14 protein-coding genes and 1 pseudogene are annotated in these 16,478 nt (G+C 69.3%); 9 read left to right on the forward strand and 6 right to left on the reverse strand.

Annotation, left to right across the window (positions count from 1 at the left end):
* Positions 1-61: 61 nt before the first annotated feature.
* Positions 62-814: pseudogene (locus ACZ5CR_RS19735) on the forward strand (glycosyltransferase family 2 protein); the annotation flags it as partial.
* Positions 815-1,344: 530 nt separating this feature from the next.
* Positions 1,345-2,265, forward strand: a complete 921-nt coding sequence (locus ACZ5CR_RS19740) for an FkbM family methyltransferase (protein ID WP_468859124.1) — start codon at positions 1,345-1,347, stop codon at positions 2,263-2,265.
* 105 nt (positions 2,266-2,370) lie between these two features.
* Here ACZ5CR_RS19740 and ACZ5CR_RS19745 read toward each other — a convergent pair whose 3' ends face one another.
* Positions 2,371-3,618 carry an amidohydrolase family protein gene (locus tag ACZ5CR_RS19745; RefSeq protein WP_468859125.1) on the reverse strand — a complete coding sequence of 416 codons (1,248 nt, stop codon included), beginning with the start codon at positions 3,616-3,618 and terminating at the stop codon, positions 2,371-2,373.
* 192 nt (positions 3,619-3,810) lie between these two features.
* Here ACZ5CR_RS19745 and ACZ5CR_RS19750 point away from each other — a divergent pair, with 192 nt between their 5' ends.
* From ACZ5CR_RS19750 to ACZ5CR_RS19760, 3 genes are all read left to right on the forward strand, one after another.
* On the forward strand, positions 3,811-4,260 hold the full coding sequence (locus ACZ5CR_RS19750) for a DoxX family protein (RefSeq protein ID WP_468859127.1): 450 nt from the start codon (positions 3,811-3,813) through the stop codon (positions 4,258-4,260).
* 150 nt (positions 4,261-4,410) lie between these two features.
* Positions 4,411-5,094 (forward strand): hypothetical protein, encoded by a 684-nt coding sequence (locus ACZ5CR_RS19755; RefSeq protein WP_468859128.1) that lies wholly within the window; start codon positions 4,411-4,413, stop codon positions 5,092-5,094.
* A 193-nt stretch (positions 5,095-5,287) separates the two neighbouring features.
* On the forward strand, positions 5,288-5,887 hold the full coding sequence (locus ACZ5CR_RS19760; protein WP_468859130.1) for a GNAT family N-acetyltransferase: 600 nt from the start codon (positions 5,288-5,290) through the stop codon (positions 5,885-5,887).
* A gap of 126 nt (positions 5,888-6,013) precedes the next feature.
* Here the strand turns inward: ACZ5CR_RS19760 and ACZ5CR_RS19765 are convergent, their stop codons facing one another.
* Positions 6,014-6,841: a class I SAM-dependent methyltransferase gene (locus ACZ5CR_RS19765; protein ID WP_468859131.1), complete on the reverse strand. Its 828-nt coding sequence runs from the start codon at positions 6,839-6,841 to the stop codon at positions 6,014-6,016.
* Between the two features lie 134 nt (positions 6,842-6,975).
* Here ACZ5CR_RS19765 and ACZ5CR_RS19770 point away from each other — a divergent pair, with 134 nt between their 5' ends.
* Positions 6,976-8,748, forward strand: coding sequence for a S9 family peptidase (locus tag ACZ5CR_RS19770; RefSeq protein ID WP_468859232.1), 1,773 nt, complete (start codon positions 6,976-6,978; stop codon positions 8,746-8,748).
* 89 nt (positions 8,749-8,837) lie between these two features.
* Positions 8,838-9,683: an SURF1 family protein gene (locus ACZ5CR_RS19775; protein ID WP_468859133.1), complete on the forward strand. Its 846-nt coding sequence runs from the start codon at positions 8,838-8,840 to the stop codon at positions 9,681-9,683.
* A gap of 114 nt (positions 9,684-9,797) precedes the next feature.
* On the opposite strand, the gene ACZ5CR_RS19780 is transcribed toward ACZ5CR_RS19775, so the two are convergent.
* The 4 genes from ACZ5CR_RS19780 to ACZ5CR_RS19795 form a co-directional block, all read right to left on the reverse strand.
* Entirely contained in the window at positions 9,798-11,069 is a 1,272-nt protein-coding gene (locus tag ACZ5CR_RS19780; protein ID WP_468859135.1) for a hypothetical protein, read from the reverse strand.
* Positions 11,066-11,725 (reverse strand): SigE family RNA polymerase sigma factor, encoded by a 660-nt coding sequence (locus ACZ5CR_RS19785; RefSeq protein WP_468859137.1) that lies wholly within the window; start codon positions 11,723-11,725, stop codon positions 11,066-11,068. The genes ACZ5CR_RS19780 and ACZ5CR_RS19785 overlap by 4 nt, the downstream gene beginning before the upstream one ends.
* 515 nt (positions 11,726-12,240) lie before the next feature.
* The gene (locus ACZ5CR_RS19790) at positions 12,241-13,299 is read right to left on the reverse strand and encodes an aspartate-semialdehyde dehydrogenase (RefSeq protein ID WP_468859139.1); all 1,059 of its coding nucleotides are present in this window, start codon (positions 13,297-13,299) and stop codon (positions 12,241-12,243) included.
* The gene (locus ACZ5CR_RS19795; RefSeq protein WP_468859141.1) at positions 13,296-14,567 is read right to left on the reverse strand and encodes an aspartate kinase; all 1,272 of its coding nucleotides are present in this window, start codon (positions 14,565-14,567) and stop codon (positions 13,296-13,298) included. Before ACZ5CR_RS19795 ends, ACZ5CR_RS19790 begins: the two co-directional genes overlap by 4 nt.
* 339 nt (positions 14,568-14,906) lie before the next feature.
* Between ACZ5CR_RS19795 and ACZ5CR_RS19800 the strand changes: the two genes are divergently transcribed.
* Both ACZ5CR_RS19800 and ACZ5CR_RS19805 read left to right on the forward strand, forming a co-directional pair.
* Positions 14,907-15,326 (forward strand): PadR family transcriptional regulator, encoded by a 420-nt coding sequence (locus ACZ5CR_RS19800; RefSeq protein WP_468859143.1) that lies wholly within the window; start codon positions 14,907-14,909, stop codon positions 15,324-15,326.
* Complete coding sequence (locus tag ACZ5CR_RS19805; protein WP_468859145.1) at positions 15,259-16,443, forward strand: hypothetical protein; 1,185 nt, start codon at positions 15,259-15,261, stop codon at positions 16,441-16,443. The genes ACZ5CR_RS19800 and ACZ5CR_RS19805 overlap by 68 nt, the downstream gene beginning before the upstream one ends.
* The last annotated feature ends 35 nt before the right edge of the window (positions 16,444-16,478 follow it).

Here is a 16,478-nt window from a genome sequence, read left to right on the forward strand (position 1 = left end):
CGCTCAAGACCCCGTACGACACCGACACTCTCCACGACGCACTTGGAAAGGGTGGTGAGCCGTGAGCCGGCGCATCGTCATCGTCACGGCCGTCCACGCACCGTCGGCGCGCTTCCTGGCTGACGCGTACAGGTCCCTTTGCGAGCAGGAGTTGCCCGCGGGCTGGGAGTGGCACTGGCTGATCCAGGAGGACGGGACGACCGACCAGGTCGCGCCCCACGTCCCCGCCGGCGACGACCGGATCACGTTCACACAGGGCCGCGCGGGAGGCCCCGGCGTCGCACGAACCATCGCCCTGGCCCACGCGGACGGCGAGTACATCAAGGTCCTGGACGCCGACGACCAGCTCACGCCGGGTGCGCTGGCCCGCGACCTCGCGGCCCTCGAAGCCGATCGCACCATCGGTTGGGCGACGTCACGCGTGCTCGACCTGCTCCCCGACGGGTCCACCGCCGGTTTCCCCGGCGACCCCGTGAACGGGCCGGTGGAGCGCCAGGAAGTACTCGACTACTGGGCGTCCCACGACTACCTCGCGCAGGTCCATCCGGCGACGCTCTTCGTCCGCCGCGAGCTGCTCGTCGCCCTGGGCGGCTGGATGGCCCTGCCCGCGTCCGAGGACACGGGCCTCCTGCTCGCGCTCAACTCGACGTCCCGGGGCTGGTTCTCGTCCGAGGTCGGCTTGCTCTACCGCAAGTGGGAGGGCCAGGCGACCGGCCAGGCCTCGCACGTCGACAGGGCGGAGCGCGATGCCCGCATGGCCGTGGTCGAGGCCAGGGCGCGAGCCCTCGGCAGCTTCCGGTGGAGCTATCCCGCCGACGTCGGAAGTCATGACCCGAGCGGCGCCGAGTCCGCGTCCGCCGATGAGGGGACGGGAGACTTAGAAGGGGAGGGAGACGATGAGGCACCGACGTGGTTCCCTGCCGTGTTCCTCTTCGGCGTGGTCGCCCTGATCCTCCGCTTCGGCGGAGTCTGGCCCTGGTGGCCCCTGCTCTGGGCGTCGCTGTTCGCTGTGGCCGTCGGGATCGCGGCGTACGAGTGGCGGCTCGTCGTCCGCAGCCGGTGGCGGATGCCGGTCGGCGAATGGGCCCTCCTCGTCGTCGCCCATGCCGGGTGCGCCGCCTCCCTCGCCATGATCCTCGGCTTCCTGCATTACTGACGCCGATTACTGGCGCCCATGCCCGGGGCCCGTTACTGACGTGCATTACTGGCCTGTACTGATGGCCTGTATTGATGGCCGACGGGCGATACCGATCTTGCCGCGGTCGCCGCCGGACTCGTACGGTCACGGCTATGCCTCCCGCTACCCCCCGCCGCACGTCGGAGCCTCCCGCCACCCCCCGCCGCATGCCGGAACTTCTCGCCACCCTCGGCCGCAGCTACGTACGCAACGCGCCCGGCTCGCTGCTCAAGGGCCCGCTCGCTGCCCGCTACCTCAACCCGTACCTGCGCGACCACCCGCGTCAGCGCGTGGTCGAGGCGCGGTTCGACGCCCGCTTCGCCTGCGACTCGCGCGACCTCATCCAGCGGTTCATCAGCCTGTACGGGGTGTGGGAGCCGCACATGACGCGGTGGCTGCAGAGCCGTCTGGGCGCCGGGGACACGTTCGTCGACGTGGGCGCCAACATCGGCTACTTCGCGGTTCTGGGTTCGCGTCTCGTCGGCGGCACGGGGCGGGTGGTGGCCATCGAGGCGTCCCCCACGTTCCACGACCGCCTGCTGCGGCACGTCGAGCTCAATGGCTGCCACAACGTGCGCGCGGTCAACGCGGCGGTCTCCGACAGCCACAAGACGCTGACCTTCGTGCTCGCCAGCTCGAACAACATGGGCGCGAACTCGATCGTCCCGTACGACGGTCCGGCCGAGTCGAGCTTCGAGATGAAGGCCCGGCCCCTGCCCGAGATCCTGGACGAGAGCCTGGACGAGGACGAACTCGTCAGGGCCCGCGTGATCAAGATCGACGTGGAGGGCGCCGAGGGCGGCGTGATCCGAGGCCTTGCCCCCGCCCTGGGACGGCTCCGCCCGGATGTGGAGATCGCCGTGGAGGTGACCCCGGACCGCATGGCGCAACTGGGCGATTCCATCGATGAGTTGATGGAGACGATGGCGCAGCACGGTTTCCACACCTACCGGCTGCCCACCGACTACAGGCCCGAGAACTACCCCCACGCCCTCCGCCGACCGGAGCCCCCGACGCGATGGCGCGGCCCCATCGTCGGCGAGTGCGAGCTGGTGTTCTCGCGGGTCGATGCGGAGACCTTGCGCTGACCTGGACTCGGATCCGGGGCCGGGCCCGGATCGGCCGCCCAACTCCGGGCCCAGATCCAGGCCCAGATCCAGGCCCGGCCCCGGGTCAGTCGCTTAGCCGACGCCCTACAGGCTCCGGTCCCGGTCCCGGTTCCGGTCGAACGCGAGATCCAGCATGCGGATCGCATTCCCGCGGAGCAGCTTGTACGCCACTTCCTCGGGGAGGTGGCCGACGTGGTCCTCGGCCACCTGCTTCGTGTGCGGCCATGTCGAGTCGACGTGGGGGTAGTCGGTCTCGAAGGTGGCGTTGTCGACCCCGACGGTCTCGATCGAGTCGATGCCGTGCTTGTCCCGGAAGAAGCAGCAGAAGATCTGCCGGTAGTAGTACGTCGACGGGGGCTCGGGGATCAAGTCCTTGACCCCGCCCCACGCCCGGTGCTCTTCCCACACGTCGTCGGCGCGCTCCAGGGCGTACGGGATCCACCCCATCTGCCCCTCGCTGTAGGCGAGTTTGAGGCGCGGGAACTTCACCAGGACCCCGGAGAAGAGGAAGTCCATCATCGACGCCATCGCGTTGTTGAAGCTCAGGGAAGCCTGAACGGCCGGGGGCGCGTCGGGTGACGCGGCCGGCATCTGCGACGAAGAGCCGATGTGCATGTTCACGACGGTGCCGGTCTCCTCGCATGCGGCGAAGAACGGATCCCAGTAGCCGGAGTGGATCGACGGAAGGCCGAGGTGCGTGGGAATCTCGCTGAACGTCACGGCCCGCACGCCGCGAGCGGCATTGCGCTTGATCTCGGCGACGGCGAGGTGCACGTCCCACAGCGGGATGAGGCAGAGCGGGATCAGCCTTCCGCCGCTGTCACCGCACCACTCCTCCACCATCCAGTCGTTGTACGCCCGGACGCAGGCGAGCCCGACCTCCCTGTCCTTGGCCTCGGAGAACGTCTGCCCGCAGAAGCGCGGGAAGGTCGGGAAGCAGAGGGAGGCCTCGACATGGTTGATGTCCATGTCCGCGAGGCGGGCCTTCGGGTCCCAGCAGCCGCGGCGCATCTGCTCGCGCGTGATGCCGTCGAGCGTCATCTCGTCCCGGGAGAAGCCGACGGCGGCGATGATGCGCTTGTACGGGAAGATCTCTCCCTCGTACTCCCACCAGTCGGTGACCTGCCCTTCCGGGTCCGTCGTGAACTTGTACTTGCCACCGATGTACTCGAGCTCGCCGATACCCGCGGTGAAGGGCTTGGGGCCCCGGTCGCGGTACTTGCTCGGGAGCCACTTCTCGAAGAGGTGCGCGGGTTCGATCACGTGGTCGTCCACGCTGATGACGCGGGGGATTTCCTTGGCTTCCTCGGCCCCGACCTCGTTGTTGTCCACTGCTGTGCCCCCTACTACCTGCCGGTTTCCCTAGCTGACATCTGACGGACCATCAGATTGAGGTTATGGGCTCACCCCGGTGACGGCAACAGCTCTCCTGAAACTCGACCTCTTGCGCGATCGCGCCGGATCCGCTGAACTGACGGCTCGTCAGTTTGCGGTACCGCAGGTCAATTCGAGGGAGGACGCCCGATGGAGACGATGTGGCTCACCGGAGCCGAGTGGGTCGCCGTGCTCCGGATCGGGCTCGGCCTGTGGTGGCTGGAGAGCTGGCGCCACAAGGACAAGAAGACCTGGTTCACCGGCGGCGGTATCGACTGGGCCGCGGGCATCGCGGACAAACACCGCTGGACCTTCGTGCGGTCGGGCTTCGATGTCGTGGTGAAGCCCCGGCCTCGCACGATGGCGTACGTCGTCGCCTACGCGGAACTGGCCCTCGGCCTCGGCCTGATCGTCGGACTCCTCACGCCGATCGCCCTCATCGGCGGACTCGTGCTCAATCTGATCTACCTGGTGCTGATGATCCACGACTGGGGCGAGCAGGGGCAGAACCTGATGATGGCGCTGATCTCAGTGGTCGCGCTCTTCGGGATGTCCTGGCAGGTCTGGTCCCTTGACCACGCCTTCGGGCTCTTCACGTAGACGCTCGAAGCCGTCCGGGCCTCGCGCGCTTGTCTGGTCTGTTGCGCCCCGGCATGCCACCCTGCCCGGCACATCCGCCTTCTACGAACTTCTATGAACTTCTACGGACTTCCACGGACTTCCACGGACTGAGGAACTGAGGAGAGGCCGATGAGCGAACGCGACCAGGAGACGCAGGAGACGCAGGAGACGTACGAGTCGGAGGCGGCCGCCCTCAGACAGGGCCATGCCGCCCGAGCCGAGAGCGCGGCAGCTCGGGCGGCCGCGCTGAGCCACTACATCGAGTACATCGAGCGCGGCGCGGAAAAGACGGACGAGATGGAAGGGACAGGACTGACGGGAGGAACGAGAGGGACGGGAGGGACGGCAGAGGCAGGGAAAGCGGCAGAGGCGGGAGAGACGGCAGAGCAACCGTCCGGCCCCGCACCCGACGAGAACGCCGTCTGGAAGGCCGCTCACGCCGCGCGCGTGGCGGCGCAGGCCCTCGCCGTGCTCTCCGAGAGCGCACCCGACCCCGCCGCGGACTCTCGCTGCGCCAGGAACGCCGCCGCCTCCGCCGCGCAGGCCGCACAGATGGGGCAACTCGTGGACGGCGACGCCGAACCGTCCCTCGCCGCCTGCCAGGCCGCGCTCAAAGCCTCCCTGGCCGCGTCATCGGCAGCGGGAGCCAGCTACCTCGGAGCGGACGAGGAGCTGAACTCCCGGGCGGACGTGGCGGAGAGAGCCGCCGTCGTGGCGGCGCAGCGGGCAGGATGGATCCGGCCCGGCGCAGACGTCCCCGCCGTGTCGACGGGGGTACGAAGTCCCGAGGTCATGTCGATGCTGCACTTCTGACCTGTCTTCACCCGAAGACCGCACGAGAAGAGCAACCGGCTTGCGTAGCATGGGCGTTACGCGCCGATGCCTGATCGGCGTGATGTATACCCGACGCCCCGTTCCGCTCACCGTTCCGTGGTGCCACCATGCGGAGTCCAGCGGTGTCGAGGGGTGTCGAGGGGCCCCTCGGCGGGGGCGGGCGGAGGAACAAATGGCAGAGGTGTTTTTGCGACGACTGAGCCGGTGGCAGGCGGAGCAGCAGCGGGAATCGATCGCCGACGTCTATGTCGAGGCCTACGAAGGAGAGGCCGGAGCCGAGTACCGGGACCGGCAGGGGTTCCTGCACGACTTCGAGGACATCGTGCAGCGACCGGACTTCGACATGGTCGTCGCCGACGCGTCGGGCAGCATGCGCACGGTCGGCTGTCTCTACGGATACCGCGCCGAGCGTTCCGGCGACTGGTGGGAGGGGTTTCGCGGTGTCCTGCCCGCGGAGGTCGAGGAAGGTACGGCCTCGGGCCGGGTCTTCATCCTGACCGAGCTGATGGTGGTGCCCCACCACCGGCGCCAGGGCATCTCGGAGCGCCTGCGCACGCTCCTGTTGGTACGGCACGCCACGGATCTGGTCGTCACTGTCATCAAGCCGGACGACAACCTGGGGCGGGAGGTCCTGCGGTCGTGGGGCTGGACGAAGCTCGGCGAGTTCGATCCCGCAGGACCCGGCTCGTCGGCACCGCCCCGGCGGGGAGAGACCGAGGCGGGGACGCCGAACGGGCTGATGTGGGAGGGGTGGATGCGGCCGATGCCTTGATCCCGCGCCTGAGCCCACTTCCGAGCCCCCCCCCCGCCTTGGCCCGCGGCTGATCCCGCGTCCGAGCCGACGTCTGAGCCCGCTTCCGAGCCCGCGCCTGAGCCCGCGTCCGAGTCCCGGGAATCGCTAGCCCTCCTTGCTCGCCTTCAGGGAGTACATGAGGGGGATGCGCGGGCGGTCCACGGGGAACTGGTAGGTGCCGTCGCGGCGTTCGAGGGTGCCGAAGCGTTCGAAGAGCGTGGTGTCGTGCTCGTGGAGGAAGTCGATGCGCAGGCCGGCCGATGCCAGCGCCGAGACGACCTCGCCGACCGGATGCTGCCATTCCACGGTGCGGTTGTGGACCGTGGGCGTCGTCGTGTCCGCGTAGCCGCCGGGGGCCTCGTCGATCCAGGCGTCGCGCGCGAAATAGTCGTACGCGATCCGTGAGCCCGTCTCGTCGTCCAGGATGTCCGCGAGCGGGTGGAACTCCGCGAGGTAGAGGAAGCCGCCGGGCGCGACGAGCGCCGCGGCGGTCTCGGCCCACCGCCGGATGTCGGGGAGCCAGCACAGGGCGCCCACTCCGGTGTAGACGATGTCGTACGAGGAGTCGGGCACCGCATCCGCCGCGTCGTATACATCGGCGGCGACGAAGGACGCCCGGTCGGCGGTGAGGCCGAGCTCGGCGGCGAGGTCGCGGGCCGCGTCGACGGCGGGTTCGGAGAAGTCGAGCCCGACCACGCGGGAGGCGCCGTGCCGGGCCCAGGAGAGGGTGTCGAGGCCGATGTGGCACTGGAGGTGGAGCAGCGAGCGCCCAGTGACGTCACCGACCTCCGCGAGCTCGAAGCCGCGCAGCGGGTCACTGCCGGAGCGGAATGCCTCGAGGTCGTAGTAGTCACTGGCGAGGTGGAGGGGAACACGCTCGTCCCAGCGTCTTCGGTTGGCCTCGCGCCAGTCGGACGGGGTCGGTGAGTACATTCCAGAAAGTTATCCACAGGCTGGGGACCCTCGCCAGCGGATTGTCGGCGCGGGCGTGCACTATGGGGTTCATGAGCGACTTGGGTGCGGGTTCAGTGGATACGTCGAGTGCGGGTGCGGACAAAAGCGCGGGGATGCCGGAGTGGGAGAAGCGGTTCCGTGCGCCGCGGGTGTCCCTGCCCGACTGGGCCGAGGACGCTCCGGACCGCTCCCTGTTCGTGTCGAACGCGACAGGGACGTATGAGCTGTACGCATGGGACCGCGCCACCGGCGAGCAGCGCCAGGTGACGGACCGGCCGAACGGCACGACGGACGGGCTGCTCTCGCCGGACGGCGAGTGGATCTGGTGGTTCAGCGACACGGACGGCGACGAATTCGGCGTGTGGATGCGCCAGCCCTTCGCGGGCGGCGCCGACGAGCCCGCGGTGGCGGGGCTCGAAGCGTCGTATCCGGCGGGCCTCGTCCTCGCGCGGGACGGTCTGATGTCCGTCGTCGGCCGCTCCACGGACGACGACGGCACGACGATCCATGTCGTACGTTCCCCGGGCGCGGACCCCGTCGAGATCTACCGCCACCGCGAGTCCGCGGGCGTCGGCGACCTCTCCCACGACGGCTCCCTGATCGCCGTCGAGCACACGGAGCACGGCGACGCGATGCACTCCACCCTCCGGGTGATCAGGCCGGACGGCTCCACGGTCGCCGAGCTCGACGACACCGAGGGCGGCACGGTCGAGCTCGGCCTGGAGGTCCTCGGTTTCGCGCCGGTCGACGGGGACACGCGGCTGCTCGTCGGGCATCAGCGGCGCGGCCGCTGGGAGCCGATGGTGTGGGACGTCGCCTCGGGCGAGGAGACGGAGCTGGCGCTCGACCTGCCGGGTGACGTGAGCGCCGAGTGGTATCCGGACGGCTCGGCCCTGCTCATCGCGCACAGCTTCGAGGCCCGCAGCGAGTTGTTCCGCTACGTGTTCGCCTCCAGTGAGCTGATCGAGGTCGAGACACCCACGGGGTCGGTGTCGGGCGCGACGGCGCGGCCTGACGGCAGCGTGGAGTACTTGTGGTCGTCGGCCGCCGAGCCGCCGGTGGTGCGCTCGACGACGGGCGGCGTCGTGCTCGACCCGCCCGGCATGAAGGCCCCGGCCTCCGTGCCGGTGGAGGACGTGTGGGTGGAGGGGCCCGGGGGCCGGGTCCACGCCCTCGTACAGAAGCCCGCCGACACGACAGGTCCGCTCCCCACGATCTTCGAGATCCATGGCGGCCCGACGTGGCACGACAGCGACGCGTTCGCGGCGGGCCCGGCAGCCTGGGTCGACCATGGGTACGCGGTGGTGCGGGTCAACTACCGCGGTTCGACCGGGTACGGCCGCGAGTGGACGGACGCCCTCAAGCACCGCGTCGGCCTCATCGAGCTCGAGGACATCGCGGCGGTGCGGGAGTGGGCGGTCACGTCGGGCCTCGCCGACCCGGCCCGCATCATCCTGGCCGGTGGCTCCTGGGGCGGTTACCTCACGCTGCTCGGCGTCGGCACCCAGCCCGACGCGTGGGCGGTGGGCCTGGCCGCGGTGCCCGTCGCGGACTACGTGACGGCGTACCACGACGAGATGGAAGCCCTGAAGTCCATGGACCGCACGCTCCTGGGCGGTACACCCGAGGAGGTCCCCGAGCGCTTCGAGGCCTCGTCCCCCCTGACGTACGTGGACGCGGTGCGGGCGCCGGTCTACATCTCGGCGGGCGTGAACGACCCGCGCTGCCCGATCCGCCAGATCGACAACTACGTGGACCGGCTCAAGGCCCGGGGCGCGACGCACGAGGTGTACCGGTACGACGCGGGGCACGGCTCGCTCGTCGTGGACGAGCGGATCAAGCAGGTGCGGTTGGAACTGGACTTCGCCGAGCGACACCTTCGCTAGCCGGGGGCTCGGCCGCGGGGAGGAGAGGGGAGCTGTGATTTCCCAACCCCGCGGCCCGTCGCTCCGGGGCGCCCCCGTACCGTGGGGGTGTGTACCGGTTCCTGCTGACGCCCCGCTGGTGGGGGATCAACGTCTTCGTACTGCTGGCCATCCCCTTCTGCATCTTCATGGGGTCCTGGCAGCTGGGGCGGTTCGAGGACCGCGTCGAGGCGCATGACGCCGCGCAGGCACAGGCGGACCGGCAGGCGGCACCGTCCCGGTCCGAGGCGAAGGCCCGACCGCTGGACTCGCTCCTCCCCGTGGACCAGAAGACGTCCGGGGAACGGACGTCGGCGAAAGGGCGGTACGGCAAGCAACTGCTCGTGCCGGACCGGGAGTTGGACGACAGGTCCGGTTACTACGTTCTGACACTCCTGCACACCGGCAGCGGCAAGGACCTGCCCGTCGTGCGGGGCTGGCTCCCCGGGAACGCGAGTGCGGCGAAGGCTCCCTCGGCGCCTTCCGGCGAGGTCACCGTGACGGGCGTGCTCCAGGCCTCCGAGAGCCCTGGGTCCAACGGGGTCAGTTCGGCCGGAGGGCTCCCGAACGGGCAGCTCGGCGCCATCAGCGCGGCCTCACTGGTGAACGTGGTCCAGGGCGATGTGTACGACGCCTGGGTCACGCTGGAGAAGGGCGACTCCGGGATGAAGGCGGTCCCGGCGGCCGCGCCCGCGAACACCGGTCTCGACCTCAAGGCCTTCCAGAACCTCGGCTACACCGGCGAGTGGTTCGTCTTCGCGGGGTTCGTCGTCTTCATGTGGTTCCGGTTGTTCCGCCGGGAGCGGGAGTTCGCACGGGACGCCGCGCTGGGGCTTCTGCCGGAGGAGCCTGCTGCCACCGCTGAGGCTGCTGGGAACGCTCAGGCTGCTGCCGCCGAGGCTCCTCGCGGGGCCTGAGCTTCCCTACCTGGAAACGCCGGAGGGGCTGGAGCGATGCCCAGCCCGTCCGTCCGTCCAAATCCACGTCACTCACATATCGCAGTCACACATACTGCGCTCTCACATACAGCGCTACGACGCGGACAACATGCCCGTCCGGTAGACAGTCCCCGCACACGCGTTGCCGATCGTCGTGCCCGCAGCGGGCGAACCCGAGGCCGCCGTCAGGGACACCGTCACTCCGCCGTCCAGGACGCCGCCGTCCCCGCGCATCATCTGCGGCTCCGTGCCCTCCGGTGTGCCGCCGTCCGGGCCGCCGCCCTCTGTGGGAGTCGGGTCGGGCGTCGGCTCGCCGCTGTCCGTCGGGCACCCTTCCGAAGGCACCCAGGCGAACTTCACCTCGTACGCCTCGCCCGGCTGGAGGACCAGCGAGCTGACCGCCTGTGCCGGGTCCGGCAGTCCGGCCGCCGGGTCGCCCGCCACATGGTCGGCGACGCCGATCTTCCCGGGGTCGGCCGCACCGGTCGTGGACGTGCTCACGCTGCCCGGGGCGCTGACCGTACAGGTGGTCGAGGAGACGTTGGCGATCCGGAAGCTGCCGTACACCTTGCCGTCGCCCTCCGGGGCCCCCGCGCTGCCGACGGCGTTGCCGAGCTGGTCCATCGCGCAGGCGGCCGAGTCGGCGGATACGGTGCCCTCCGGGTCGGGGCCACCGGTCGCGCCCGCGCTGGACGCGCCGCTCCCCTTGCCGTCCTTCTTGCCCTTCTCGTCCTTCTTGTCCTTGGACTTCGAGGGGCCCGAGCCGCTGCCCTCGCCCTTCTCGCCGCCGTCAGGACCCTTGCCCTCGCTCGAGCCGCCCTGCGTCTGCTCGCTGTTCCCGGCGATCGACGGCCGGTCGTCCGAGCCGCCGCCCGAGTTCGCGACGTGCACCAGAGCGGGGATGGCGGTGCCGATGAAGAGCGCGGCGGCCGCCATGCCGACGACGGCCTGGCGCTTGCGCGCCCGCCGTGCGGGCACCGCGTGGCGCAGACGCTCCAGGGCACGGTCGCTCGGCTCGATCTCCTGGACGGCCGTGCGCATCAGCCTGCGCAGCGCCAGCTCGTCAGAGCCGGAATCGGAGTCAAAGCCGTCCTCACCACCGAAGACAGCACCCGAAACCGAAGCGGCGCCACTCTCCGCCCCGCCCTCCGCACCGGACGCTGCCTCGGACGCACTGGACTTCGCATCGGACGTCGCCCCGGCCTCAGCCTCAGCCTTGTCCCCGTCCCTGGTCCCGGACCCGTCTTCAGACGCGGTGGGCTCGTCGCCCTGACCGTGTTTCACAGTTCCGTCTCCAGCATGCTGCTCAAACTCGGCGTTCTCGTCGCGCTCATCGCGCTCGCGCCCGTCCTCATGCTTGCTCATGCCGGTGCCTCCATGGCGACCCGCAGAGCCGCGATCCCGCGTGAGCCGTATGCCTTCACCGACCCGAGCGATATGCCGAGCGTCTCGGCGACCTGCGCCTCGGTCATGTCCGAGAAGTACCGCAGGACCAGGACCTCGCGCTGACGGCGCTGGAGGCCGCGCATGGCCTTGATCAGCTCGTCCCGCTCAAGAAGGTCGTACGCACCCTCCTCCGCGCTCGCCATGTCCGGCATCGGCTTCGAGAGAAGCTTCAGCCCGAGGATCCGGCGCCGCAGCGCGGACCGCGAGAGGTTCACGACCGTCTGCCGCAGATAGGCGAGCGTCTTCTCCGGGTCCCGCACGCGTTTGCGCGCCGAGTGCACCCGGATGAACGCCTCCTGCACGACGTCCTCACACGAGGCCGTGTCATCGAGAAGCAGCGCCGCCAGGCCGAGGAGCGACCTGTAGTGGGCGCGGTAGGTCTCGGTCAGGTGGTCGACCGTGGTGCCCGCACTCATCGTCTCCTCAGCGCCCTCGCGCTGCGTCGGGATGCGGGCCGATCTCGTCGTGGGCATGGGGGCGATCACCGGCATGCCGGCGGGCGCACGGGGACGGCGAGGCGGACGCAGGGCAATGCCCCTCGCCTGAACCGCTGTGAAATCGAGTACCTCTGCCACGCCTGTTGGACACGCTTACCCCCTGGAGGGTTGTACGCATCATGTGGTGCGTTTGCGGCAGGCATCGTCGCCGTTGGTGACGATGCATCAAATGCCCCCATGCGTACCAGCTCTTCCCCTATGCCCAATTTTCGCAGCGCTCAAGGTCACACCCCTGAAGGGCGATCGCAAAGACGCGCCCCGCCCAGCTGCCGGTTGCAGTTGGACGGGGACGAATATCTTCGAACGCGTATGGCGAATCTTCGAACGCGGCAATGGTCCAGATCAAGCGATCCTGGCCATCAAGTTGGACACAGAACTTACACAGATCCCACAAAGGCTTTCACTCCGGGGAGCACCAGGGACCACCCCCGCCCACCGGGCACCAACCATCTGCACCCGTCTGCGTATTTCTGTCCTCATACGGGATCCGCACCCACGCGAACCAAGCCGGGATACGAGCCCGCGCGCCAAGCCCATCAGACCCACCGCAGCGGGCGACCCACCGCAGCGAGCGACCCACCACACCGGGCGACCTACCGCCCGGTGAACTCCCCCGCCACCAGCTCCGCGATCTGGACCGTGTTCAACGCGGCCCCCTTGCGCAGATTGTCCCCGCAGACGAAGAGCTCGAGGGCCGTCGGATCGTCAAGGGCGCGCCGCACCCGGCCCACCCACGTGGGGTCGGTCCCCACCACGTCGGCGGGCGTCGGGAACTCACCGGCGGCCGGGTTGTCGAACAGTACGACTCCCGGCGCGGTGGCCAGGATCTCCCGCGCACGGTCCACCGTGACCTCGTCCTCGAAGCGCGCGTGGACGGTCAGCGAGTGGGTGGTCACCACCGGCACCCGTACGCACGTGGCCGCGACCTTCAGATCGGGCAGGCCGAGGATCTTGCGGGACTCGTCCCGCACCTTCATCTCCTCGGACGACCACCCGTCGTCCCGCAGCGTCCCGGCCCACGGCACCACGTTCAGCGCCACGGGCTCCAGGAAGGGCCCGGTGTCGTCCCCGACAGCACGTCGTACGTCACCGGGGCTCGTGCCGAGCTCCGAACCCGCCACCAGTTTCATCTGCCGCCGCAGCGTTTCCACACCGTCCCGCCCGGCCCCGCTCACGGCCTGGTAGGACGAGACGATCAGCTCGCGCAGACCGAACTCGGCATGCAGCGCGCCGATGGCCACGATCATCGAGAGGGTCGTGCAGTTGGGATTGGCGACGATGCCGCGCGGGCGTACGCGCGCGGCATGCGGATTGACCTCGGGGACGACCAGCGGCACGTCCGGGTCCATCCGGAAAGCGGCGGAGTTGTCCACGACGACGATGCCCTTGGACGCGGCGATCGGCGCCCACTGGGCGCTCACCTCGTCAGGCACGTCGAACATGGCCACATCGACGCCGTCGAAGACGTCCTCGCTCAGCGCGAGGACCTCGACCTCCTCACCGCGCACGGCCAGCTTCTTGCCGGCCGAGCGCGGTGAGGCCACGAGTCGGATCTCGCCCCAGATGTCGGCGTGCTGCGACAGGATCTGGAGCATGACCGCGCCGACGGCCCCGGTCGCTCCGACGACCGCGAGCGTCGGCTTTCCGGTCATCGCCCGGTGCCTCCATAGACCACGGCCTCGTCCGTGTCGGAGTCGAGTCCGAAGGCGGTGTGCACCGCGCGCACGGACTCGTTCGCGTCATCGGCGCGGGTCACGACCGAGATGCGGATCTCGGAGGTCGAGATCAGCTCGATGTTCACGCCCGCGTCGCTGAGCGCCTCGAAGAACGCGGCGGTGACGCCGGGGTTCGTCTTCATACCCGCGCCGACCAGCGAGATCTTGGCGATCTGGTCGTCGTAGCGAAGGGAGTCGAAGCCGATGCTGGCGCGCGTCTTCTCCAGCGCGTCGATCGCCTTGCGACCCTCGGTCTTGGGCAGCGTGAACGAGATGTCCGTCAGGCCGGTCGAGGCGGCCGAGACGTTCTGGACGATCATGTCGATGTTGACGCCGGAGTCCGCGATGGCGCGGAAGATCGAGGCGGCCTCGCCGGGCTTGTCCGGCACGCCGACGACCGTGATCTTGGCCTCCGAGGTGTCGTGCGCGACACCGGAGATGATGGCCTGCTCCACCTTGCGGTCCCCTTGCGGTTCGTTGCTGACCCACGTGCCCTTGAGTCCACTGAAGGACGAGCGCACGTGAATCGGGATGTTGTATCGGCGGGCGTACTCCACGCACCGGTGGAGCAGCACCTTGGACCCGGAGCTCGCGAGCTCCAGCATGTCCTCGAACGAGATCCAGTCGATCTTCTGGGCCTTCTTCACCACACGGGGATCGGCGGTGAAGACACCGTCGACGTCCGTGTAGATCTCGCAGACCTCTGCGTCGAGCGCGGCCGCGAGGGCGACAGCGGTCGTGTCGGATCCACCACGACCGAGCGTGGTGATGTTCTTGCCCTCCTGGCTGACACCCTGGAACCCGGCGACGATGGCGATGTTGCCCTCGTCGATCGAGTTCCGGATGCGGCCCGGCGTGACATCGATGATCCGCGCTTTGTTGTGGACGGAGTCGGTGATGACACCGGCCTGGCTGCCCGTGAACGACTGGGCCGCGTGACCCAGGTTTTTGATCGCCATGGCCAGAAGAGCCATGGAGATCCGCTCCCCGGCGGTCAGCAGCATGTCGAATTCACGCCCGGCAGGAATCGGGGATACCTGCCCGGCAAGATCGATCAACTCATCCGTCGTGTCACCCATGGCGGACACCACGACAACGACCTGATGGCCGTTCTTCTTGGCGTCGACAATCCTCTTGGCGACCCGCTTGATGCCCTCGGCATCGGCTACGGAGGAGCCTCCGTACTTCTGCACGACAAGGCTCACGTGCGCTCCTCGCTCAGTCCGTCTCTTACCGCACTGCTGCGGTCGGCTCAGTCTAACGAGCGGCCGAAATTCGCCTTGCGGATATCACATGGTGAGATGTCCCGCCCACTACGTGATCACCCACAGGCGTACGCCCCCGCTTGTCGGGAGGTACGTTCCGACCGCTCGGCTTGGCACATGCCCGCTGGAGAGTCGGACACTCCGGAAAGTGGGGCGGGTCACAGGTTCGACCCATCCCGGCCACGCGGGGCGACTCGGTTGCTGTGTGTGACTGAGGGGTGGTGGATGTCGGGGTTCTCGACTATTCTGGAAACTCAACTAGTCGGGGAGGCGAGGCAGGTGCCGGAGTTCAGTTCCGCCTGGCTGCGTGCGGCACTGCCGTTGTGCCTGCTCGGGATGTTGGAGCGCGGTGAGAGTTATGGGTACGCGCTGTTGCAGGAGTTGAGCGCGGCCGGGTTGGCCAATGCCAAGGCGGCCACGCTCTATCCGGCCCTGACCAGGCTGGAAGAGGAAGGTGCCGTCGACATCCGCTGGAGCGCGGGCGAGGGCGGACCCGGCCGGAAGTACTACAGCCTCACCGAATCGGGGCGCGAGCGCCTGGCCGTCGAGTATCACGCCTGGCGGGACTTCCACGGCGTAGTGACGGCCTTGGCCGGTCCGGAGAATCAACGAGAACTGGGGGAACCCGATCATGCGCACGGACGGCAGGGAGCAGAGGCAGACGCAGGGGCAGGGGCAGGAGCAGGGGCGGAGGCCTGACTGGGCCAGCGGCGACGACGCTCAGTGGGCCGCCGAGTTCGAGCTGGCGTTGGCCGTGGAGCACACGCCGCCGGGCGGGCTCGCCGAGCAGGTGCTTGAAGAGGCCCGACTGACTGCCGCCGAGGCGGGGATACCCGTCCGGGAGATCTTCGGCGACCCCACTGCGTACGCCGAGACCGTGGCCGCCGAGCGGATCGACGAGGCCCATCGCAGCACCGTCGACCTCGAAGGGTTCGCCGCCGGCGACCGGTTCACCAGCTCGTTGTTGCTGGCCGGCGGCCAAGTCGCCCTGTTCGGTGTGGTGCTGTGGGTGAGCAACGGGTTCCGGGTGAACGTCGGTTGGCCCACAGGGGGCGCCGGTCTGCTGCTCTCCGTGCTCATCGTGCTCGTCACCGGCGTCATCCCCGAGCTGCGTGCGGCGGGGCGGCTGCGGGCGGGCCGGATAGCGGTCGCCTGCGCGGCGGTGCTTGTGGTGGCCTGCGCCGTGGGGTTCACCGCCCTACCCCGGGGGCCTCAAGTGAGCGTTCCTGCGCCCTCGTTGTTCGTCGTCGGTGCGTTGCTCGGGGTGCTGGGATGGCGGCTTTCCCCTGAGCGCGTCGGGCGATGGTTCCGCGGGCGGGCGATTCCCGCCGAGGTGATACGGGATGACGACGAGGCCTGGCTGATGCGGCTCTCCGCGTTGCTGCGGGGGCGGCATCGGTTGTCCGCGGGGGACGCGGCGCGCTGTGTGACCGAGGCACGGGATCATCTCGCCGCATCGGACGGGAGCGCGGCGGGAGAGTTCGGGGACGTCGAGGTCTACGCGCTGCGGCTCAGCGAGGGGCCGGGGAAGACGCGGCGTGCGGCACGGGCCGAGGTGGTGCCCACGGTCCTGTTCACCGGGGGACTTATCTGGTGGAGCCTGGAGCTGGTCAGTGCGCCGGAGCCCGCGTCCCTCTGGTTCTGGGCCAAGGTCGCCGTGCTGGTCGTCGGCATATGGGCTTGGGCCACCACGACGTGGTCCCTGTGGCGGAAGCTGCGTCCGAGCGGAAAGGGCGGACCGGGCAGCACGGGCGGAACAAGCAGCACGGGCAGCGCGGGCGGAACGGGCGGCGACTCAGGCGCCAAGGACGCCTGACCCTTCACCGCCCGCCCTCCACTCGTACTGCCACT

The sequence above is a fragment of the Streptomyces sp. NPDC031274 genome, assembly GCF_055570235.1.

Excerpts from the sequence above, each read along its gene's own strand:
- ACZ5CR_RS19780 (WP_468859135.1), bottom strand. The coding sequence starts at position 11,069 with ATGAGCAAGCATGAGGACGGGCGCGAGCGCGATGAGCGCGACGAGAAC.
- ACZ5CR_RS19740 (WP_468859124.1), top strand. The coding sequence starts at position 1,345 with ATGCCGGAACTTCTCGCCACCCTCGGCCGCAGCTACGTACGCAACGCG.
- ACZ5CR_RS19760 (WP_468859130.1), top strand. The coding sequence starts at position 5,288 with ATGGCAGAGGTGTTTTTGCGACGACTGAGCCGGTGGCAGGCGGAGCAG.
- ACZ5CR_RS19765 (WP_468859131.1), bottom strand. The coding sequence starts at position 6,841 with ATGTACTCACCGACCCCGTCCGACTGGCGCGAGGCCAACCGAAGACGC.
- ACZ5CR_RS19805 (WP_468859145.1), top strand. The coding sequence starts at position 15,259 with ATGCGCACGGACGGCAGGGAGCAGAGGCAGACGCAGGGGCAGGGGCAG.
- ACZ5CR_RS19750 (WP_468859127.1), top strand. The coding sequence starts at position 3,811 with ATGGAGACGATGTGGCTCACCGGAGCCGAGTGGGTCGCCGTGCTCCGG.
- ACZ5CR_RS19755 (WP_468859128.1), top strand. The coding sequence starts at position 4,411 with ATGAGCGAACGCGACCAGGAGACGCAGGAGACGCAGGAGACGTACGAG.
- ACZ5CR_RS19790 (WP_468859139.1), bottom strand. The coding sequence starts at position 13,299 with ATGACCGGAAAGCCGACGCTCGCGGTCGTCGGAGCGACCGGGGCCGTC.
- ACZ5CR_RS19770 (WP_468859232.1), top strand. The coding sequence starts at position 6,976 with ATGCCGGAGTGGGAGAAGCGGTTCCGTGCGCCGCGGGTGTCCCTGCCC.